This window comes from Streptomyces sp. NBC_00285, assembly GCF_036174265.1.
Taxonomy (GTDB): Bacteria; Actinomycetota; Actinomycetes; order Streptomycetales; family Streptomycetaceae; genus Streptomyces.
Map to the genome: position 1 here is coordinate 1,019,784 of NZ_CP108055.1, position 20,568 is coordinate 1,040,351.

At 69.9% G+C, this 20,568-nt stretch carries 22 protein-coding genes; 8 read left to right on the forward strand and 14 right to left on the reverse strand.

The features are described from left to right. Positions 1-56 precede the first annotated feature (56 nt). The 11 genes from aspA to OHT57_RS04935 form a co-directional block, all read right to left on the reverse strand. A complete protein-coding gene (gene aspA / locus OHT57_RS04885; RefSeq protein WP_328744715.1) occupies positions 57-1,469 on the reverse strand; it encodes an aspartate ammonia-lyase in 1,413 nt (470 codons plus the stop codon). 100 nt (positions 1,470-1,569) lie between these two features. Beyond that, positions 1,570-2,589, reverse strand: a complete 1,020-nt coding sequence (locus OHT57_RS04890; RefSeq protein ID WP_328744717.1) for an asparaginase — start codon at positions 2,587-2,589, stop codon at positions 1,570-1,572. 78 nt (positions 2,590-2,667) lie between these two features. Then, positions 2,668-4,110, reverse strand: coding sequence for an amino acid permease (locus OHT57_RS04895; RefSeq protein WP_328744719.1), 1,443 nt, complete (start codon positions 4,108-4,110; stop codon positions 2,668-2,670). Then, positions 4,107-4,790 carry a FadR/GntR family transcriptional regulator gene (locus OHT57_RS04900; RefSeq protein WP_328753120.1) on the reverse strand — a complete coding sequence of 228 codons (684 nt, stop codon included), beginning with the start codon at positions 4,788-4,790 and terminating at the stop codon, positions 4,107-4,109. The genes OHT57_RS04895 and OHT57_RS04900 overlap by 4 nt, the downstream gene beginning before the upstream one ends. Before the next feature lie 151 nt (positions 4,791-4,941). Then, on the reverse strand, positions 4,942-5,778 hold the full coding sequence (locus OHT57_RS04905; protein WP_328744722.1) for an undecaprenyl-diphosphate phosphatase: 837 nt from the start codon (positions 5,776-5,778) through the stop codon (positions 4,942-4,944). Between the two features lie 73 nt (positions 5,779-5,851). After that, the gene (gene crcB, locus OHT57_RS04910; protein WP_328744724.1) at positions 5,852-6,226 is read right to left on the reverse strand and encodes a fluoride efflux transporter CrcB; all 375 of its coding nucleotides are present in this window, start codon (positions 6,224-6,226) and stop codon (positions 5,852-5,854) included. Then, entirely contained in the window at positions 6,223-6,615 is a 393-nt protein-coding gene (locus tag OHT57_RS04915; protein WP_328744726.1) for a DUF190 domain-containing protein, read from the reverse strand. The genes crcB (OHT57_RS04910) and OHT57_RS04915 overlap by 4 nt, the downstream gene beginning before the upstream one ends. After that, positions 6,612-7,067, reverse strand: coding sequence for a fluoride efflux transporter CrcB (crcB, locus tag OHT57_RS04920; protein ID WP_328744728.1), 456 nt, complete (start codon positions 7,065-7,067; stop codon positions 6,612-6,614). Before crcB (OHT57_RS04920) ends, OHT57_RS04915 begins: the two co-directional genes overlap by 4 nt. Positions 7,068-7,236: 169 nt before the next feature. Next, positions 7,237-8,199, reverse strand: coding sequence for an SMP-30/gluconolactonase/LRE family protein (locus tag OHT57_RS04925; RefSeq protein ID WP_328744730.1), 963 nt, complete (start codon positions 8,197-8,199; stop codon positions 7,237-7,239). Between the two features lie 28 nt (positions 8,200-8,227). Then, positions 8,228-8,515 carry an ArsR/SmtB family transcription factor gene (locus OHT57_RS04930; protein WP_328744732.1) on the reverse strand — a complete coding sequence of 96 codons (288 nt, stop codon included), beginning with the start codon at positions 8,513-8,515 and terminating at the stop codon, positions 8,228-8,230. A gap of 225 nt (positions 8,516-8,740) precedes the next feature. After that, a complete protein-coding gene (locus OHT57_RS04935) occupies positions 8,741-10,762 on the reverse strand; it encodes a beta-galactosidase (RefSeq protein ID WP_328744734.1) in 2,022 nt (673 codons plus the stop codon). A 198-nt stretch (positions 10,763-10,960) separates the two neighbouring features. Here OHT57_RS04935 and OHT57_RS04940 point away from each other — a divergent pair, with 198 nt between their 5' ends. The 3 genes from OHT57_RS04940 to OHT57_RS04950 all read left to right on the forward strand — a co-directional run bounded on the left by OHT57_RS04940 (position 10,961) and on the right by OHT57_RS04950 (position 12,731). Then, complete coding sequence (locus OHT57_RS04940; protein WP_328744736.1) at positions 10,961-11,992, forward strand: LacI family DNA-binding transcriptional regulator; 1,032 nt, start codon at positions 10,961-10,963, stop codon at positions 11,990-11,992. Positions 11,993-12,164: 172 nt separating this feature from the next. Next, a complete protein-coding gene (locus tag OHT57_RS04945; protein WP_328744738.1) occupies positions 12,165-12,515 on the forward strand; it encodes a VOC family protein in 351 nt (116 codons plus the stop codon). 93 nt (positions 12,516-12,608) lie between these two features. After that, positions 12,609-12,731, forward strand: a complete 123-nt coding sequence (locus tag OHT57_RS04950; protein WP_328744740.1) for a hypothetical protein — start codon at positions 12,609-12,611, stop codon at positions 12,729-12,731. Positions 12,732-12,892: 161 nt separating this feature from the next. Here the strand turns inward: OHT57_RS04950 and OHT57_RS04955 are convergent, their stop codons facing one another. Beyond that, positions 12,893-13,852 (reverse strand): helix-turn-helix domain-containing protein, encoded by a 960-nt coding sequence (locus OHT57_RS04955; protein ID WP_328744742.1) that lies wholly within the window; start codon positions 13,850-13,852, stop codon positions 12,893-12,895. A 245-nt stretch (positions 13,853-14,097) separates the two neighbouring features. On the opposite strand from OHT57_RS04955, the gene OHT57_RS04960 reads away from it, so the two are divergent. After that, a complete protein-coding gene (locus OHT57_RS04960) occupies positions 14,098-14,943 on the forward strand; it encodes an SDR family oxidoreductase (RefSeq protein WP_328744744.1) in 846 nt (281 codons plus the stop codon). Positions 14,944-15,149: 206 nt separating this feature from the next. On the opposite strand, the gene OHT57_RS04965 is transcribed toward OHT57_RS04960, so the two are convergent. Continuing rightward, entirely contained in the window at positions 15,150-16,346 is a 1,197-nt protein-coding gene (locus OHT57_RS04965; RefSeq protein WP_328744746.1) for an RNA-guided endonuclease InsQ/TnpB family protein, read from the reverse strand. A gap of 152 nt (positions 16,347-16,498) precedes the next feature. Between OHT57_RS04965 and OHT57_RS04970 the strand changes: the two genes are divergently transcribed. The 4 genes from OHT57_RS04970 to OHT57_RS04985 all read left to right on the forward strand — a co-directional run bounded on the left by OHT57_RS04970 (position 16,499) and on the right by OHT57_RS04985 (position 19,652). After that, positions 16,499-17,479 carry an aldo/keto reductase gene (locus OHT57_RS04970; RefSeq protein ID WP_328744748.1) on the forward strand — a complete coding sequence of 327 codons (981 nt, stop codon included), beginning with the start codon at positions 16,499-16,501 and terminating at the stop codon, positions 17,477-17,479. A gap of 158 nt (positions 17,480-17,637) precedes the next feature. After that, entirely contained in the window at positions 17,638-17,970 is a 333-nt protein-coding gene (locus OHT57_RS04975; protein ID WP_328744750.1) for a hypothetical protein, read from the forward strand. 43 nt (positions 17,971-18,013) lie between these two features. Further along, positions 18,014-18,403 carry a MarR family winged helix-turn-helix transcriptional regulator gene (locus tag OHT57_RS04980; protein WP_328744752.1) on the forward strand — a complete coding sequence of 130 codons (390 nt, stop codon included), beginning with the start codon at positions 18,014-18,016 and terminating at the stop codon, positions 18,401-18,403. A 262-nt stretch (positions 18,404-18,665) separates the two neighbouring features. After that, positions 18,666-19,652 (forward strand): AraC family transcriptional regulator, encoded by a 987-nt coding sequence (locus OHT57_RS04985; RefSeq protein ID WP_328744754.1) that lies wholly within the window; start codon positions 18,666-18,668, stop codon positions 19,650-19,652. A gap of 250 nt (positions 19,653-19,902) precedes the next feature. On the opposite strand, the gene OHT57_RS04990 is transcribed toward OHT57_RS04985, so the two are convergent. Then, positions 19,903-20,298: an SseB family protein gene (locus OHT57_RS04990; protein WP_328744756.1), complete on the reverse strand. Its 396-nt coding sequence runs from the start codon at positions 20,296-20,298 to the stop codon at positions 19,903-19,905. Positions 20,299-20,568: the final 270 nt, after the last annotated feature.

The following is a 20,568-nucleotide window of genomic DNA, read 5'->3' on the forward strand; positions in this document are numbered from 1 at the left end:
GATCACTATTGTGCCTCCGGGTCGGTCCTGGCGCGTATCAGCTCAGGTCGGGTCGGTCAGGCCAAGGCTGCGCCGCTGCCCGCGAGGACCTCGGGGCGCAGCAGCTCGGCGAGTGTCTCGGCGGGCAACAGGCCCTTCTCCAGGACCAGTTCGGCCACGCCGCGGCCCGTGGCGAGGGCTTCCTTGGCGATGTCCGTGGCGGCCGTGTAGCCGATGTGCGGATTGAGGGCGGTGACCAGGCCGATGGAGTTCTCGACGGTCCGGCGCAGCACCTCGGTGTTGGCGGTGATGCCGTCCACGCAGCGCTCGGCGAGGGTGAGACAGGCGGCCAGCAGGTGGGTGATCGACTCCGACAGGGAGTGCAGGATGATCGGTTCGAAGGCGTTCAGCTGGAGCTGTCCTGCCTCCGCGGCCATCGTGATGGCGACGTCGTTGCCGATCACCTCGAAGGCGACCTGGTTGACGACCTCGGGGATCACCGGGTTGACCTTGCCGGGCATGATCGACGAACCCGCCTGCACGGGCGGCAGGTTGATCTCGCCGAGCCCGGCCCGCGGACCGGACGAGAGCAGGCGCAGGTCGTTGCAGCTCTTCGAGAGCTTGACGGCGACGCGCTTGAGCACACCGGACATCTGGACGAACGCCCCGCAGTCCTGGGTCGCCTCGACCAGGTTGGCGGCGGTGACCAGCGGCAGCCCGGTGAGGGCGGCGAGGTGCCGGCGGGCCGACTCGGCGTATCCGGCGGGGGCGTTGAGCCCGGTGCCGATGGCCGTGGCACCCAGGTTGATCTCATGGATCAACGTGACGGCCTCGTCAAGACGGCTGCGGTCCTCGTCAATCATGACGGCATACGCCGAGAACTCTTGACCGAGCGTCATGGGGACCGCGTCCTGCAACTGTGTACGGCCCATCTTGAGCACATCGCGGAACTCCACGGCCTTACGGGCGAAGGAGTCCTGCAGTACGGCCATCGCCCCGAGCAGTCCCTGCACCGCGAAGACCGTCGCGATCTTGACGGCGGTCGGGTAGACGTCGTTGGTCGACTGGCCGAGATTGACGTCCTCGTTGGGGTGCAGGAACGCGTACTGCCCCTTCTCGTGCCCCAGGAGCTCCAACGCGCGGTTGGCGATGACCTCGTTGGCGTTCATGTTGGTGGACGTGCCGGCCCCGCCCTGGATCACGTCGACGACGAACTGGTCGTGCAGCTTGCCGTCACGGATCTCGCGGCAGGCTTCGACGATGGCGGCGGCCTTCCCCGGCTCCAGCAGCCCGAGCTCCTCGTTGGCGAGGGCGGCGGCCTCCTTGACGGCGGCGAGGGCGTCGATCAGGTGGGGGTAGGCGGAGATCGGGGTGCCGGTGATGGGGAAGTTCTCCGTGGCACGCAGGGTGTGCACACCCCAGTAGGCGTCGACGGGAACATCCCGGTCACCCAGCAGATCGTGCTCACGGCGGCTGACGACGGCGTTCATGGGGGTACAAGTCCTCTTTTCGCAAGGTTCGCAAGGGGTGAGGTGAGCGCCTTCAGGGGCGCGGGGAACGGTGCGACCAGCCGCAGCGGGTCCGCACCGGCTACGAGACAGAAGCCGCGGCGGCGAGGGGATCCAACGCGCGTACCGGCCGAACCGCACCCACCGGCTCCCCGCCGCCGAGCAGCGGTTCACCGGCGAACTCAGTGAGCAGCGCGGGGTCGACACCCGCCCAGGCCAGCGCCGCCGCGGCGACCGGCACCCGCGCCCGGTTCGCCCCGTCGGCGATCTTCACGGCGACGGCCCGCCCGTCGGGCAGCGCGGCGACCTGGACCCCTTCGAACCCGTCCTTGGCCAGCAGCCCCGGAACGGCCCGCATCAGTGCGGCCACGTCCCGACCGGCGCCGGAGGCCATCTCGGCATGCCCGCGCATTGCGTCGGCGACCCGGGCCTCCGGGGTGGTGGGAACCGCCGAGGTGATCCGCGCGGCGGCCCGGGCGAGTCCGTGCAGCGACACGGAGAACAGCGGTGCGCCGCAGCCGTCGACGGTCACCCGTGCGATCCGCTGCCCGGTCAGGTCCTCCACGATCTCCGCTATCGCCTGCTGAAGCGGGTGCGCGGGGTCGAGGTACCCCTCCAGCGGCCAGTCGTTGAGCACGCACGTGTACAGCATCGCCGCGTGCTTCCCCGAGCAGTTCTGCGCGATCCGCGAGGGCGCGCGGCCCTCCCTGATCCATGTGTCCCGCACAGCCGGGTCGAACGGCATGTCCTGGACGTTGCGCAGGGCGTCCTCGGACACTCCCGCCAGTTCGAGGATCCGCCGGGTCCCGGCGAGGTGGCGTTCCTCGCCGGAGTGGCTGGCCGCGGCGAGCGAGAGCAGCTCGCCGTCGAGCGGCAGGCCGGCCCGGACCATGGCGACGGCCTGGACCGGCTTCAGCGCGGACCGCGGATAGAACGCGGCCTCGATGTCGCCGAGCTGGAAGCGGACGTCCCCGTCGGCGTCGAGGACGACGACGGAGCCGTAGTGGGTGCCCTCGATCAGCCCACCGCGGATGAGGTGGGCGACGGGAGCGTGAAGGGGTTCACGGACAAGGGGTGCGTCCGCGGGGGAACTGCTGTACATCACTGCCTTCTCTTGGAGCGCGTCACACGGATCACGTGTGAACACCTGGGGGTCGGGGCCCGGCGCCCGCGCGAGCGTTCACGCGCCGGGGCCGGTGGTGGATGTGGCGGCGACCCGCCGGCGGACGGCGAACCATCCGGCGACCAGGGCCGCGACGATCAGCGGAAGGCACAGCACGGTGGTGCGGCCGGCGCCGCCGTCGGCGTACATGAGGACCAGGACGGAGGCGAGGAAGGCCAGCGTCACGAGTTCGGTCCAGGGTGAGCCCGGCAGCCGGTAGCCGGGGCGGGTGAGGTCGCCCTTCTCGGTCTTCTGCCAGAAGAGCAGGTGGCAGACCATGATCATGCCCCAGGTGGACAGGATCCCGATCGCGGCGAAGTTCAGCACGATCTCGAACGCGTCGGCCGGGACGACGAAGTTGAGGCCGACGCCGAGAACGCAGATGCCGCTGGTGAGCAGGATGCCGCCGTAGGGGACCTGGCTGCGACTCATCACCGAGGTGAACTTCGGGGCCGAGCCGGACATGGCCATGGAGCGCAGGATACGGCCGGTGGAGTACAGACCGGAGTTGAGCGAGGACATGGCCGCGGTGAGCACGACGAGGTTCATCACGCCGCCCGCGGCCGGGATGCCGATGTTGGACAGGACGGTCACGAAGGGGCTCTGTCCGGACGTGTACTTGTTCCAGGGCAGCAGCATCGAGAGCAGCACGACCGAGCCGACGTAGAAGACACCGACGCGCCACATGATCGAGTTGATCGCCTTGGGCATGATCTTCTCGGGGTTCTCGGTCTCGCCCGCGGCGACTCCGACCAGTTCGACCGAGGCGTAGGCGAAGACCACGCCCTGGATGATCAGCAGCATGGGCAGCAGCCCGTTGGGGAAGACACCGCCGTTGTCGGTGATCAGGGACGGCCCGGGGGTGGTGCCGGCGACTTCGTGCTGGGTGACCAGCAGGAAGATGCCGATACACATGAAGATCACCAGCGCGCTGACCTTGATGATCGCGAACCAGAACTCCATCTCGCCGAAGAACTTGACCGAGATGAGGTTGACGGTCAATACGACAGCGAGGGCGATCAATGCGATCAACCATTGGGGAATGTCGGAGAACAGACCCCAGTAGTGCGTGTAGGTCGCCACCGCGGTGATGTCGGCGATGCCGGTGGTGGCCCAGTTGAGGAAGTACATCCAGCCCGCGGTGTACGCCCCCTTCTCGCCGAGGAACTCCCTCGCGTACGACACGAAGGCGCCGGACGAGGGCCGGTACAGGACGAGTTCACCGAGGGCGCGCACCACGAGGAAGGCGAAGACGCCACAGACCGCGTAGGCGATGAACAGGGAAGGGCCGGCGTCGGCGAGGCGGCCGCCGGCGCCGAGGAAGAGGCCGGTGCCGATCGCGCCACCGATGGCGATCATGTTGACGTGCCGGTGTTTGAGGGACTTGCTGTATCCCTCGTCTCCGGCGTCGACATGGCCGGAACGTTTCTGCACGCCATCGTGCAGGGACTGCTCGCTCACGCCTGGGGTTCGCCTTCCGTGGGGGTGTCCGAGCCCGTGCGCGGGGAACGCACGATGTCGGTGAGGGTGGTCTCGACGCGGTCGAGGTGGTGGGACATGGCCTCCACCGCGTCGTGCTCTGAACCGTCGATCAGCGCCTCGACGATCGCGCGGTGCTCGCGGTTGGACTGCTCCCGGCGGCCGCCCAGTTCGTTGAGGAAGGCCGACTGGCGGGCCAGCGCGTCCCTGATCTCCTCGATGACCCGGCGGAACACCGGGTTCTGGGCGGCCTCGGCGACGGCGAGATGGAAGAGGGTGTCCATCGCGACCCACGCCGTGGTGTCGGTCTCCCGTTCCATCCGGTCCAGGAGGTGGGCCAGGTGGTCGAGGTTCTCCGGGGTGCGGCGCTGTGCCGCGTACCCGGCGACCGGGATCTCGACATGGCGGCGCACCTCCAGGAGGTCGCTGGCCGCGTAGTCGCCGAAGGTGGGGTCCTCCACCGCGTCGGCGACGACGAAGGTGCCCTTGCCGGTCTTGGAGACGGTCAGGCCCATGGTCTGCAGAGCCCTGAGGGCCTCACGCAGGACGGGCCGGCTGACCTCCAGGGTGCGGCAGAGCTCCGCCTCCGAGGGGAGCTTGTCGCCGATGGCGTACTCGCCGCGCTCGATGGCGCCACGCAGATGCGCCAGCACCGCCTCCATGGCGCTGATGCGCCGCGGCGGCTGACTGGCTGTCCGGCTGTCTGACAGGTTCACGGGGAAGATACTCCGGGCGGCGAGAGGGTGCTGTCAAGGGTGGGCGCCAAAGAAAGCCGTGGGGTGCGGGACGGGCACCGTCCCGCACCCCCGACGGTCAGCTGTCGAGCGTGCCCGTGGCCAGCAGGCCGAAGAGCATGACGCCGATGACGATCCGGTAGATCACGAAGGCGTTGAAGGAGTGCTTGGCCACGAACTTCAGCAGCCAGGCGATCGAGCCGTAGGCGACCACGAAGGAGACGACGGTGCCGACGGCGAGCGGGGCCACGCCCACGCCCGCACCGAGGGCGTCCTTGAGCTCGTAGATGCCCGCCCCGGTGAGGGCGGGGATGCCGAGGAAGAACGACAGCCGGGTGGCCGCCACGCGGTCCAGGTCGAGAATCAGGGCCGTCGACATGGTGGCTCCGGAGCGGGAGAAGCCGGGGAACAGCAGAGCGAGGATCTGCGAGCTGCCGACCAGCATGGCGTCCTTGAAGGTGGTGTCGTCCTCACCGCGCTTGTGCCGGCCCATCTGGTCCGCCGCCCACATCACCCCACTGCCCACGATCAGGGAGCCCGCGACCACCCACAGGGAGGCGAGCGGCCCCTCGATGAGCGGCTTGGCGGCGAGACCGACGATGACGATCGGGACGGTCGCGGCGATCACCCACCAGGCGAACTTGTAGTCGTGGTGGTCCCGCTCCTCCTTGTGGGCCAGGCCCCTCCCCCAGGCGGAGACGATCCGCACGATGTCCTTGAAGAAGTACACGAACACGGCGGCGATCGCGCCGACCTGGATGACGGCCGAGAACCCGACGACGGCGTCGTCGTCGACGGGGATGTTCATCAGCCCCTCGACGATCTTCAGATGGCCGGTGGAGGAGACGGGCAGGAACTCGGTCACCCCCTCGACGGCTCCGAGGACGACGGCCTGACCGACGCTGATGACGCTCATGGGATCCAGTTCTTCTCGGGGGACGCGGGTGCGGCGGGGACAGTCTTACTACACCCGGACGAGGACCGGTCCCCTACGCCCACACCGCCTGCGCCAGCGCCACGCCCACGAAGGCCGCTCCCAGCCCCGCCACCACGCTCGCGACCGCGTTGGCGGTGGCGTAGACGCGGGCCCCGGCCTCGGTCAGCCGTAGGGTCTCGTACGAGAACGTCGAGTACGTGGTCAACGCCCCGCACAGGCCGGTGCCCAGCACCAGCTGAAGGTGGGCACCGGCGGCCCCCGCGGCGACCGCACCGGTCAGCAGGCCGAGGATCAGACAGCCCGTGACGTTGACGGCGAAGGTGCCCCAGGGGAAGACCGAGTCGTGCCGGGACTGCACCGCGCGGTCGGTGAGGTAGCGGAGCGGGGCACCGACCATGGCTCCCGCTACGACCAACAGCCAGTTCACAACGACTTCTTACCCTTCGTGCCCGCTTTGCCCTGAGTCCGGCCCCGGGTTTCGTCGCGGCCGATGTACCGGATGACCTCGCATTCGTCGAGCGTCACCAGGCCCTCGGTGACGAGTTCGTCGAGCTGCGGCAGGAACTCCCGTACGCGCGTCTCGGTGTCGACGATCACGACGGCCACGGGCAGGTCCTCGCTCAGGGAGAGCAGCCGGGAGGTGTGGATGAGCGAGGAGGCGCCGAAGCCCTCGATGCCGCGGAAGACGCTTGCCCCGGCGAGGCCGGCGGCGTGGGCGCGGTGCACGATCTCGGTGTAGAGGGGCTTGTGGTGCCAGGTGTCGTTCTCGCCGATGTGGACGGTCAGGCGCAGGGCGTTGCCGGTCAGCCTCGTCATGGCTGCCTCCGCTTCAGGACACGGCGGGCCGCCGTGGAGGCCAGCCACACCGCGGTGAGGGCCGCGAGCAGGGTCGCGGCGAGGTAGGCCAGGCCCGTGGCGGGCCGGCCGTGGTCGACGAGTCTCTGGATGTCGACGGCGTAGGTGGAGAAGGTGGTGAAGCCACCGAGGACGCCGGTTCCGAAGAAGGGCCGGACCAGGCGGTGGGCGGCCCACACGTCGGTGATGACCACCATGAACACTCCGATGACGGCACAGCCGACGACGTTGGTCCAGAAGGTCGCCCAGGGAAATCCGCCCGGCTGTGCGGGCCATTGGAGGGCGATGGCGTACCGGGCAGTGGCGCCGAGCGCGCCGCCGAGGGCGACCGTCGCGACGACCGGTGCCTGGCCCCGCCGGAGCGAGTGCCGTGGGGGTCCGACGGGGGCTCGCAGGCTCTCCGGAACTGTCATCGTTGTGTCTTCTCCTACCTGGCGGGGCCCTGGCCCACGGGGCACGCTCCATCGCAAGTAGGGACCGTTGGCGGTGTCTTCGCCGCGGTTCGGGTACGGCGGGCCCCACCGCCGTGCCGCGAGGGTGATCGCGGCCGATGACCAGCGTAACGCCGGGGCCCGGCGGGGGTCACTTCGCGGCGGGCGGCTCGCACAGCGCGATGCCGCGCTCCCAGAGGCTGCCGAGGACCAGGTGGCCGGATGCCTCGCAGACGCTGGTGACCATGCGGAAGCCGGAGCGGTGGCGGGCGAGGTGGTGGACGATCGCTCCGTCGTCGTCGACCGCGAGGGCGCCGGCGCTGCCCGTGGGGCGGAAGGGGGCGCGCACGGCCACGCGGGCGGCGGCTCGGCGTACCGGTGGGGCGGCGCGGTGCAACAGGTCGAGCGGGGGTACGCGGGGGCCGGCGAGGGAGACCCAGATGGGGCCGTCGGGTCCGCCGCGCCAGATGTTGTCGGGCATGCCGGGGAGGTTCTCGGCGAGGGCCTCCGCGCGGCCGGCCCGCGGCCCGTCGAGCCAGTAGCGGGTGAGCCGGTATGCGCCGGTCTCGGCCAGGACCAGGAAGGACTCGTCGGCGCTCGCGGCCAGGCCGTTGGCGAACTGGAGCCCCTCCAGGAGGACTTCGGGGGTGTCGTCACCGGGCGCCAGACGCAGCAGGCGGCCGGTCCCGGTGTGTTCGACGATGTCACCGAGCCACTGCTGCAGGGGATACCGGCGGCTGGAGACGGTGAAGTACACGCTGCCGTCGGACAGCGCGACGACGTTGCTGCAGAACCGCAGCCGCTCCCCCGCCACCTCGTCGGCGATGACCCGGACGGTGCCGTCCGCGAGGTCGACGCCCAGCAGTCCGCGTTCGGCGTCGCACACCAACAGGCGGCCGTCCGGGAGGAGTTCGAGGCCGAGCGGCCTGCCACCGGTGTCGGCGAGCGTCTCGACGCTGGCCGCGAGGGGCTCCGTCAGTCCGTCGACGCGCAGGATGCGGCCGTCCTCCACTCCGGTCAGGACCCGGCCTCGCGTGTCGGCGACGACGTCCTCGGGGCCGCGGCCGCCGATCGCGACGTAGTGGCGTGGAGTCAGTGCGGTGGGGCGGTCCATGCGGCGCCTGTCCTTCCGTAGCGGATCGCTACCAGCCCTTCTCGAACATGCGCGCCACCTCGGCGATGCGCATCTCGTCACGACGGTAGTACGTGCGCCACCGGATTCTCCTGGTGCGCAGCAGCCCGATGTTCACGAGGAGGCCGAGGTGGGTCGCCGCGACCGAGCGGGGCACACCGAGTTTGCCCGCGACGGCGCGGGCGGTGACTCCGTCCTCGGCGGCGTCGATGTGGCGCCGCGACGGGAAGTTGGCGGCCGGGTCCTTCAGCCACTCCAGGATGGCCAGGCGCCTGTCACCGATGGGAGTTCTCAGCATCACGCGCCCCTCCGTCCGAGCCTCCGGCAACCGCGTGTGTGCCCACTGTCCCGCAGCCGGAGCCGCCCTGTCCCCAAGTCACCGAGCTTGTCCGATATCAAACTCCTCTGCGCCAAAGGGCCGTTCGGCGCGTACGGCAGACGGGAGGGGAAAGCTACGCCGGCCCGGGGAGGTGGGGCCCCCTCCGCCCGCGGCTCGTGGTCTCGCGGGCGGAGGGGAGTCGGTTCAGCCGTCGAGTCGTACGACCCGAACGGCGCCCGCCGGGACGGCGAGGCCGCCCGTCGCGCGTTCGCCGGTGAGCAGTTCGGTGCCGTCGTCGTCCAGGGTCACCTTGGCCTCGGCGGCGGTGTGGTTGACGACGAAGACGTAGGAACCGGACTCCCCGCTCCGCCTGACGACCTCGACGTCGTGGGGCAGGTCGGCGCGCGAGGGGAGCCGGGCGTCCTCGGCGGCCCAGCCCAGCAGCGCGTCGAGTCCCTGGGCGGCCAGCCGGGTGGAGACGTACCAGGCGGCGCCCTCCCCGTGGCGGTGCCGGGTGACGGCGGGGTGGCCCTCGGTGAGGCCGTCGGCGTACGTCCACACGGTCTCGGCGCCGTGCGGGACCACGAACTCGGTCCACACGTCGCCGGTGAGCTCGGAGCCGTCGGGGCCGGTGATCCGCACCTGCTGGTCCGGCAGCAGCGGCGAGAACTCCTCGACGGTCAGGCCGAGGACGTCACGCAGCGCGCCCGGGCAGGCGCCCTCGTGCACGGCGTCGTGCTCGTCGACGATGCCGGAGAAGTACGACACCACGAGGGTGCCGCCGCTCGCCACGTACTCCCGGAGGTTGTTCCCGGCCGCCTCCGTCATCAGGTAGAGGGCCGGTACGACGACAAGGGGATAGGCCGACAAGTCGGCTTCCGGGTGGGCGAAGTCGACCGTGAGGTGACGGTCGTAGAGGGCCTCGTAGAAGGCGTCGGCACGCTCACGCGCGTCGTGGTCCTCGCTGGGCCGCCAGTCGAGGTTCTGCGCCCACCAGGAGTGCCAGTCCCACAGGACGGCGACGTCCGCCTGGGTGCGCGTGCCGCGGATGGTGCTCAACGAGTCCAGGGAGGCGCCCAGTTCGACGACCTCGCGCCACACGCGTGTGTCGGTGCCGCCGTGCGGAACCATCGCCGAGTGGAACTTCTCGGCGCCGCGCCGGGACTGACGCCACTGGAAGAACATGGCTCCCTCGGAGCCGCGGGCCACGTGGGCGAGGGAGTTGCGGGCCATCTGGCCGGGTGCCTTGGCGGGATTGCGGGGCTGCCAGTTGACACCTGAGGTGGAGTGCTCCAGCAGGATCCAGGGGGCGCCGCCCGCGACCGAGCGGGTGAGGTCGGCGGCCATCGCGAGGTTGACGTGGGTACGGCGGCCGTCGGTGATGAGGTAGTGGTCGTTGGTGACGATGTCGACCTCGCGGCCCCAGGCCCAGTAGTCGACGGAGTCGCACTGGCTGAGCGCGGTCATGAAGTTGGTGGTGACGGGGATGCCCGGGGAGAGGTGGTGCAGGATGTCCCGCTCCCTACGGAAGTTCTCGCGCATCGTCGCGTCGGCGAACCGCTTGTAGTCCAGCGCCTGGCCGGGGTTGCCGACGGTGGCCGCGGTGCGCGGCGGGTCGATCTGCTCGAAGCCGGTGTAGCGCTGACCCCAGAAGGCGGTGCCCCAGGCCTCGTTGACGCCGTCGACGCTGCCGTACGCCGTCTCCAGCCAGCGGCGGAAGTGGGCGGCGCAGGAGTCGCAGTAGCAGGCGGAGACGGGGACGCCGTACTCGTTGTGCACGTGCCACATCGCGAGGGCCGGGTGGTCGGCGTAGCGCTCGGCGAGCTTGGTCGTGATGTTCGCGGCGGCCGCGCGGTAGTCGGCGCTGCTGTGGCAGATGGCGCCGCGTGAGCCGAACGCGAGGCGGGTGCCGTCGGCGGTGACGGGCAGTGCGTCGGGGTGGGCGCGGTAGAACCAGGCGGGCGGGACGACGGTGGGCGTACCGAGGTCGACGCGGACGCCGTTGTCGTGCAGCAGGCCGATGATCCGGTCCAGCCAGCCGAAGTCGTACACACCGGGCTCCGGCTCCAGGAGGGCCCAGGAGAAGATGCCCACGCTGACCATGGTGACCCCGGCCTCGCGCATCAGCCGTACGTCCTCGTCCCAGACGCTCTCCGGCCACTGCTCCGGGTTGTAGTCCCCGCCGAAGGCAAGTCTGGTGAGGCCCTTGGGGGTGGTCTCCGGCATGGGTCTCTCCCGTATCGACTGTTTGGGAACGTGCACACACTGCTTGAGCGGTTCGCGGCCCAAGGTAACCCCATGTGAGGGGCGCTTGCCAAGTGTTCGACATCAGCATTTGCTGTGCACGATCACAGAACGGGCACACCCTGGCGTAGCCTCGGGCCGTTCCGGCAGCCTCTCCCCTGGACCGCGGGGCATAGAGTCGTGACCATGAACAATGCGGGGGGCCGGCGCAGGGCACCGACGATCCACGACGTGGCACGTGAGGCCGGGGTCTCACGGGGCACCGTCTCGCGCGTGCTCAACGGCGGTCACTACGTCAGCCCCGCCGCACACGAGGCCGTCGACGCCGCCATCCGCAAGACGGGTTACGTCGTCAACCGGCATGCCCGCTCGCTGATCACCGGGCGTTCCGACTCGGTCGGATTCCTGCTCACGGAGCCGCAGGAGCGGTTCTTCGAGGACCCCAACTTCAACGTCCTGCTGCGCGGCTGCACCCAGGCGCTCGCCGCGCACGACATCCCGCTGCTGCTGATGCTGGCGGGGGCCGAGGACGAACGGCGCCGGATCAAGCGGTTCATCACGGCGGGCCACCTCGACGGCGTGCTCCTGGTGACCAGCCACTCCGCCGACCCGGTGGCCGAGGAACTGCACAAGGCGGGCGTGCCCGTCGTCCAGTGCGGCAAGCCCATGCGGTCCGGTTCGAAGGTGAGCTACGTGGCCGCGGACGACCGCGACGGCGCCCGCGACATGGTGCGCCACCTGCTGTCACGGGGCCGCCGCCGCATCGGCATCGTGACCGGCCCGCTGAACTCGCCGGGCGGCGTCGACCGTCTCGCCGGCTACAAAGAGGTCCTCACCGAGGCGGGCGTCGGGATCGATGAGCGGCTCGTGGTCTCCGGCGACTACAGCCGGGGCAGCGGGGAGTCGGCCACCGAGCGGCTGCTCACGCAGGCCCCGGACATGGACGCCGTGTTCGTCGCCTCCGACCTCATGGCCCTGGGCGCCCTGACCGCGCTGCGCCGTGCGGGCCGCCGGGTCCCCGAGGACGTGTCCGTGGGCGGCTTCGACGACTCCAACGCGGCCACGGAGGCCACCCCCGCCCTCACCACCATCCGCCAGCCCTACGACCGCATCAGCGCCGAGATGGTCCGGGTGCTGCTGGCCCAACTGGGCGGCGAGGATCCGGCGGCGGTGATTCTGCCGACGGAACTGGTGTGCCGGGAGTCGACGTGAGCGACGGGCACGGTTGCCGGCACCGGTCCGGACCCCCAGCTGCCACGGATGCCACGCGGCGTCCTCGCGTGCGGTGAGCCGGTCAGGATCGGAGAAGCGGATCACGCCCGTCCTGGCTTAGCGTGAAACCACCGACACGGACCGTCGGGGACACCTCACCCAGGAGCACATCATGACTGCCGGCCTCAAGACGATCATCTACCCCGTCAAGGACCTCGCCGCGGCGAAGACCCTCTTCAGCGCGCTGCTGGGGGTGGAGCCCTACGCGGACGAGCCGTACTACGTCGGCTTCAAGGACGCGGGGCAGGATGTCGGCCTCGACCCCAACGGGCACTCCAGGGGCATGACGGGCCCGGTGCCGTACTGGCACGTCGATGACATCCGGGCGACGCTCGCGGCGCTGGTGGCGGCGGGGGCGGAAACACTCCAGGACGTCCAGGACGTCGGCGGCGGCAAGCTGATCGCCTTCGTCAAGGACGCGGACGGCAACCTGATCGGCGTGACGCAGGATCCTGCCGCCTGACCCGATAGGGCGCCCAGCGCGCACCGGATTCGTCACCGCGCACCGGCGTTCGTCACCGGGTGCCCACCCTCGCGGGCGCTGTTCTGGACTCACGTGAACACCTACGGCGGGTTCGAGCTGGACATGAACAGCCGCCTCGTTCTGGACCTGTCCCTCCGGACGACGGTGCCCGGCCCGCGCATCCCGCAGGGAGAGACCGCCGCAGCCCCGGCATGACGCCTCGGGCCCTGGGTCTGACCGGATCCCGAGGGGCCTCGGCCTCGTCCCATGTGAACCGATCGCCACCCTCGCCCGCCCCGATGCGTTTCGGGTGGTGCCGTCCGGGTGGTCAGTTGCGGTGTTCGCGGGCGATCATGCCCCCTCGCGTGGCCCGTCGTTCAGTCGGGTGTCTCGGTCGAGTCGGCGTGTTCGGAGTCGTTGGCCGGCGCGGACCGCTCGATGGCGTCGTTGGCCGTGGCCCAGCTGGCCAGCAGGTTCAGTGCGTCCTGCGAGGGTGAGTGCGGCTCGGCGGTGTAGGTGAGGAGGAACTGGCTGGGGCCGTCGGGGAGCGGGAAGGTTTCGAAGGGCAGGTCGAGGTCGCCGACGACCGGGTGGTGGAGGAGCTTCACGCCCGTGGTGTGCATCCGGACGTTGTGGGCCGCCCAGCGCTGACGGAATTCCTCGCTGCGGGTGGACAGCTCCCCGATCAGGTCCGTCAGGCGTCGGTCATAGAGGTCGCGGCCGGCCTCGGCGCGCAGCATGGCGACCGTGTCGCCCGCGACTTCGTCCCAGCGGCGGAAGAACTCGGTCGCGTGCGGGCTGAGGAAGACGAACCGGGCGTTGTTCGGCGGCCGTGCCGGGTCGGCGTAGACGGGCGAGAACAGGGCGCGCCCGAGGTGGTTGGCGGCCAGGATGTCCCCGCGTCCGCCGAGGATGAACGCGGGTGTGCCGCTCATCGAGTCCAGGACGCGCTGCACCGTGGGCCGGACACGCTGCTGGGCCGGGCGGCGGCGTGGCGGGCGGGTCGTGCCGGCCCCGCGCAGGAGGTCGAGCAGGTGCATGCGTTCGGCCTCGTCGAGCTGAAGTGCTTGCGCGATGCCGTCGATGACGCTCTCGGAGACTCCGGTGGCGTTGCCGCGCTCCAGCCGGGTGTAGTACTCGCTGGAGATGCCCGCGAGGAGGGCGACTTCCTCGCGGCGCAGCCCGGTGACCCGTCGGCGCTCTCCGCCGTACAGGGGCAGTCCGGCCTGCTCGGGGGTGACCCTGGCCCGTCGCGTGCCGAGGAATTCCCGGATCTCCGCTCGGAAATCATCGCGCATGTCGCGGTTTGTGCCGTTGGGGTCGTTTCTGCCTGCCATGCGCTTCACTCTACGAGCGCATCCGCCGGGTTGGGGGTCCCTGTCAGTGACCCCCTCATCAGGGACTCCCACCCTCGCGTGACAGCCGGTTTTGTTGGTGGTGCACCGCCCACAGCGGTGTCAACCGTCCAGACAGACGGTGCTCGTGCCGCCGGTCCCAGCCCCCTCCGAGGCGCCGTCGGTGCGGCATGCATCACCCCCGCACACAGCGGGTGCCGGAGCACGGCGCCCGAAAGGAAGCCCTCATGAGCAAGGTCATTCTCGTCACCGGTGCCGGACGCGGTCTGGGCACGGACATCGCCCGCGAGGCCCTCGCCGCCGGCCACCAGGTCGTCGCCACCGGCCGCCGCCCCGCAGAGGTCGAGAAGACCCTGGGCGGGCCGCAGGACAATCTGCTGGTCACCCGGCTCGATGTCACCAGCCTGGAGGACGCCGAGGCCGCCGCGCAGGCCGCCGTCGACCGCTTCGGACGCATCGACGTCCTGATCAACAACGCCGGGAACCTCTTCACCGGCTACTTCGAGGAGATCTCGCCCGCGCAGATGCGCCGGCAGTTCGAGACCAACCTCTTCGGCCCGATGAACGTCACCCGCGCCGTCCTGCCGATCATGCGGAAGCAGCGCGCCGGCCACGTCATCACGATCACCTCGACCGCCGGACTGGTCGGCATGGAGTTCACCTCCGCCTACGCCGCCTCCAAGTTCGCTGAAGAGGGCTGGATGGAGTCCCTGCGCTACGACGTCGAGCCGTACAACATCCACACCACGATCGTGGAGCCCGGCTACTTCCGCACCGAACTCCTCGTGGACGGCTCCACCATCTGGCCCGAGCTGTCCATCGACGACTACGCCCCGCGCACCGCCCCCCGGATCGAGGGCATGAAGAGCATGAACGGCCAACAGCCCGGCGACCCCGCCAAGCTCGCCCGCGCCCTGCTCACCGTTGCCGGCCAGGAGAAGCCGCTGCTGCGCTTCGTCGCCGGTGCCGACGCCATCGAGGCCGCCGAGGCCAAGGCGAAGGGGCTCCTCGCCCAGGCCGACGCCTCCCGCGAACTGGGCGGCGCCCTGGCCTACGACGACGCCCACGCCTGAGCACCTGCCCGGCCGAGGTCGGAAGCCGCCGGGTGCACCTACGGCGCTGACCCGCTACCCGCAACGGCGCCCGCGCCGACAGCGCGCGGACCACCCAAGCACGGTCCACCGACTGGTGCCGCACCCCATTGATCACACCGGCCTGACGGCCGTCACGAAAAGGAGTACCTGTTGACTTCCTCCCCCTCGTGAACGAGGGGAAGTTCCTACGGCTCGCGCCGTGGGGGTTTCTGCTTCATCGCCGACTGCCCCGTCCGGGAGGACTCCCGTTGAGGTCTTACACCAGCTCCCCAGACAGACACCGCCAGCCCGGCGGCCAAAAGATTGTTCGCCGCGTTCACGTCCCGGTCATGGACCGCACCGCACTCGCACGTCCACACGCGGACGTTCAGCGGCAGCTTCGCCCGGATCGTGCCGCAGACACCGCACAGTTTCGAGCTGGGGAAGAAACGGTCGACGACCACCAGCTCCCGCCCGTACCAGTCGCTCTTGTACTCCAGCATCGTCCGCAGTTCTCTCCACGAGGCGTCGGAGATCGCGCGGGCGAGCGTGTGGTTCTTGACCATGTTGCGGACGGTGAGGTCCTCGATCACGACCGTTTGGTTCTCACGGACGAGCCGAGTGGTCAGCTTGTGCAGGAAGTCCCGGCGCCGGTCGGCGATCCGGGCATGGACACGGGCAACCTTCCGGCCCGCCTTGGCCCGGTTCGCACCGTCACCCTTGGCCTTGCGGGACAGTTCCCGCTGGGCTTTGGCCAAGCGGGCGCGGTCCCTGCGCTCATGCCGCGGGTTGGTGATCTTCTCCCCGGTGGACAGCGTCAGCAGGGACGTGATCCCCGCGTCAATACCGACCGTGTTCGCGGTGGCCGGGGCGGGTGTGATGGTGTCGTCGCAGAGCAGCGACACGAACCAGCGTCCCGCCGCGTCCTGGGACACCGTCACCGTGGACGGCCGCGCCCCCCGAGGCAGCGGCCGCGACCACACCACGTCCAGCGGATCCGCCATCTTGGCGAGGGTCAGCCGGCCTTCACGCAAGCGGAAACCACTGGTGGTGTACTCCGCGCTCCTGCGGGACTTCTTCTTCGACTTGAAGCGCGGGTACTGCGCCTGCTTGCCGAAGAAGTTGGTGAACGCCACCTGCAGATGGCGCAGTGTCTGCTGGAGCGGAACCGACGACACCTCACCCAGGTAGGCCAGCTCCTCCGTCCGCTTCCACGCGGTCAGCATCGCGGAGGTCTGGTTGTAGTTGACCCGCTCCTGCCGCGCCCAGGCTTCCGTGCGGGCCGCCAGTGCCAGGTTGTAGACCTTCCGCACGCATCCAAAGGTGCGCGACAGCTCAGCCGCCTGCACATCCGTCGGATAGAAGCGGTACTTGAACGCCCGCTTCACCTGCTTCACGGTCATGCTCACAAGCTAGCGTCACTACTGGTTAAGATCAAATCTGCGGGTCAGAGCACTGCGATCCGCCCTGGCGGCGAATCCCAGCTCCCTGCCCTGCTCCGCAGGAGTCCGATTCCTCCCCGGCCTGAAGGCCGGGGTTTCCTCGGAGGTATCCGATGAAGCACGTATCACTGGGCGGGCTCGATGTCTCACGCATCGGCCTCGGAGCCATGACCATGGCCGGCACCTACACCACCGGCGGAGGACTCGACGACGCCGAGTCGATCCGCACCATCCACCGGGCCCTGGACCTCGGGGTCACCCACATCGACACCGCCGAGATCTACGGCCCCTTCCACAGCGAGGAAGTCGTCGGCAAGGCCATCAAGGGGCGCCGGGACGACATCGTCCTGGCGACGAAGTTCGGTCTCGTCTCCCACGCCGGCAACGGCCCTGGCGTCATCGACAGCAGCGCCGACAACGTGAAGGCCGCGGTCGAAGGCTCGCTCCTGCGACTCGGCACCGACCACATCGACCTCTACTACCAGCACCGCGTCGACCCGAACACGCCCATCGAGGAGACCATCGGCGCGCTGGCCGAGCTGGTCGCCGAAGGCAAGGTGCGCCACATCGGCCTCTCGGAAGCCGGACCCGAGACGATCCGACGGGCGCACGCCGTGCATCCGGTGGCCGCGCTGCAGACCGAGTACTCCCTGTGGACCCGCGACGTCGAGGTCGAGATCCTCCCGCTGCTGCGCGAGCTCGGTATCGGATTCGTGCCCTACTCGCCGCTCGGCCACGGCTTGCTGACCGGGCAGATCCGCACCGTCGACGACTTCGCCGACGACGACTGGCGCAAGACCAACCCGCGCTTCACCGGCGAGAACTTCCGGCGCAACCTGCGCATCGTCGACGAAGTACAGGCCATCGGCGCAGAGATCGGGGCCACCCCGGCCCAGACCGCGCTGGCCTGGCTGCTGACCCGCGGCGACGACATCGCACCAATCCCCGGAACCCGGCGGGTCGCACGCGTCGAGGAGAACACCGCCGCCGACGCCATCGAACTCAGCGCCGCTCAGGTAGACCGACTGAACAACCTCACACCGGCCGCGGGCGAGCGCCACGACGAGGCGAACATGGCCAGCATCGACCGGTGATCGGACGCCGCCGGCGACGTACTGACCCGTCGCACCCGACCAACCCGCATCCGTTCACCCATTTCACTGATCTACGTCGGGGAGGCGACGCCGGGGGGCTCGACACTGCGGCCCGCAAGGGCAAGCACGGCGGCCGGCCGCCGGTCATCACCGACGACATGCTCCACACTGTGCTGCGCCGAAGGGCGAACGGCGAGTCCGTCGAGCAGATCCAGCCCGACCTGATCATCCCCACCGGCAGGCGCAAGGGCCAGCACCCCTCCGTCGCAAGCATCTGCCGGGCGCTCGCCGAGCACGCCAAGCGCAAGGCGCACCCGGAGGCGATCGAGCAGGCACACGCCGACTTCGCCGCCGTTCAGGCCGACCAAGTCCCCGGACCCCACCTCACTGTTCCTGACCGAGCGTCACGTCTGATTGCAGAGAGCCACTTGTCACTTCGCTGCAGCTTCGGGAGACGGGGCCGGGTCGGCCCCTACTTGCAGGCGCACTAGTTGCACATACAACAACTGGCCGGATCGGTGTTACCGTGCATATATGGCGGTGAAAACGGTCGAGACCGGCCTTGAAGAGCGTTGGCGGGACATCCTGTCGGTGCATGCGCGCACGATGTGCGAGATCGACCGCGCGTTGCACCCGCACGGACTGGGCGCGAGCGACTTCGAGGTGCTCGACATCCTCGCCACCGAGTCGCCCCGCGAGGGGGACCAGTGCCGGGTCCAGAATCTCGTCGGCCGGGTGCACCTGAGCCAGAGCGCGCTGTCCCGGCTCATCGGCCGCCTGGAGAAGGACGGCCTGGTGGAGCGTTCCGTGTGCGTCGAGGACCGGCGTGGCGTGTGGGTGTCCCTCACCCGCAAAGGCCGTGACCTGCATACCGCGGTACTGCCGCTCCAGCGCGATGTACTGGCGCGCATGCTCGACGGCTAGGGCCTGTCGTTTGGATCAGGCCGGCTGCAAGAAGCGGTGCAGGCCGACCCGAGCAGGGAGGGAGTGCGTGCCAGACCCCGCGACTCCGGACTGATCCAAACGACAGGCCCTGGGTCCTCGCGCCGACGGTGTCCGGCCACTGGGCATTCTCAACTCCCGCAAGGGCGTTGTGAAACCCGGCCCCGCCCTGCCCGGCATGAGCGGCCGTCCTCGGGGTCATGCTGAAAAGCAGACCCCGAGCGCGGAGGGAGCTGACGACGCCATGGCCGTGGAAGAGGACAGGGCCGCCGAGTTCCGCAGCTACGCCACGACCTCCCTGGAGGAGGCGCACGAGGCGATCGCGGCCCATTACTACGATCTGCGGCTCGAAGTCACCGGTCAGGCCTCGCAGTTCGCCACCCGACTCAGTGTCGTCGAGCTCGGCGCGCTGACCGTGGGCGACATCCGCTTCGGCACCGACATGCGGATGACATTCGGCGAGCCCGGCGTGTACCACGTCGCCGTCCCCTTCAGCGGCTGCTTCACCGTCCAGGAGGGGCGCGGGGACGTCGAGTCCGCCACCGAGCGACGGGCGCTGGTCTTCGATCCGGCGCGGGACATCCACATCGACACCTGGTCCGCAGACTGCTGGGCACTCACCGTCAAGATCGACAAAGCGGCCGTGTCAAGGCAGTTGGAGGTGCTGCTGGGCCGGACGGTACGCCGACCACCGCGTTTCGGACCGTACATGGACGTCTCGCGGGGGCCGGGCCTGAGTTGGATGCGACTCGCGCTGTGGAACCTGCTGGAGCGGGACGTCCCGCACGGCCTGCTGAGCCACCCGATGATCCGGGGCCGTCTCGAACAGACCCTTCTGGAGGGGATGTTGCTGGCCTCGGACCACACCTACCGTGAGGCGCTGGAGGCTCCTCCCCCGCCGATGCGTCCGGCGTCGGTGAAGCGCGTCATCGACGCCGTGCAGGAGCTACCCGCGGAGCCGTACGACGCGAACCGCCTCGCGGCCATCGCCCAGGTCAGTCTGCGCACCCTCCAGGAAGCCTTCCGCAGGCATGTCGGCATGTCGCCCATGGCGTACGTCCACGAGGTGCGGCTCCAGCACGTCCAACGGCAACTGCGGGCCGCGGTGCCGGGAACGACGACGGTCACGGACGTGGCCCACGCGTGGGGGTTCGTCCATCTGGGCCGGTTCGCCCGGCGGTACCGGGAACGCTTCGGGGAGTCGCCCTCCCAGACACTGCGCGCCCTGTGAGCCGCCGCGCCCGCCGATCCTCCGCGCTTTGCGGACATGCGCCACGTATTCCGGAGCGACGGCCCGCCGGATCGGTCCTATGGTCGGGGCACGGCGATCGCAGAACGGTCCGGGGATCAGCAGTGTCGGCGCCGCTCATCCCCGTTTCGCATGCGAGAACCGGGGTGCGGCGGCGGGAGCAGGTCCGCACCCCTCTGCGGGCCCGGCCGCTCCCCCTCCGTCGCTGCGGTGGCCGGGCCCCACTGTGCGATCAGCCCAGCGGGCGCGCCAGCAGCGTGCGCACACCCTCGGACGTGAGGGTCAGCGGATGAGCCGAGCTGGCGTCGATGGAGAGCGAGAGATCGCCGTCCGGCCACTGCGCGGCGAGCGCGCCCAGCGGCACCAGACGGTAGCGGGAGACGAACGGAAGCAGTTCGGCCATCTCCGTCTCCGAGGTGAACACGGGCACCACTGGAGCGCCGTCCTGCTGTTCCAGTACGGGCAGCGCCACGGTCGATTCCTCGTCCGCGGCGTCGTCGGGTACCGGAATGAGCACCTCGCTGGTCGCGAGCGTGTCCAGAGCCGTCGTGTCCTCGGTGTTCTGCGTCAGCGCGTCCAGCGCCCGCTGGGCCGGTGTGGCGATGTGGTCATTGGCGGGTGTGTCCATGGCAGATCCCCTGGTAGCGGCATTCGTGCGTCCTCGCCCGCGGACGTGATCGCCCAGGGCGCGGTGCTGCTCGCGTACCCGAGCGTGCCGGGAGCATGCGTTCGGGGCGTCAGGGAATCGGCACCGGTGTGCTCCGAGGGCAGGCCGAGCGGGCGCATCCGACGCGCCGTACCAGAGGCTCGTACACGCCGGGCTCCGCATGCTTCCGGTACGCGACCGCGTACCGGAAGCGACGCCGTTATCCGTTCGCCGTCGCGCTCGACGGAAGCC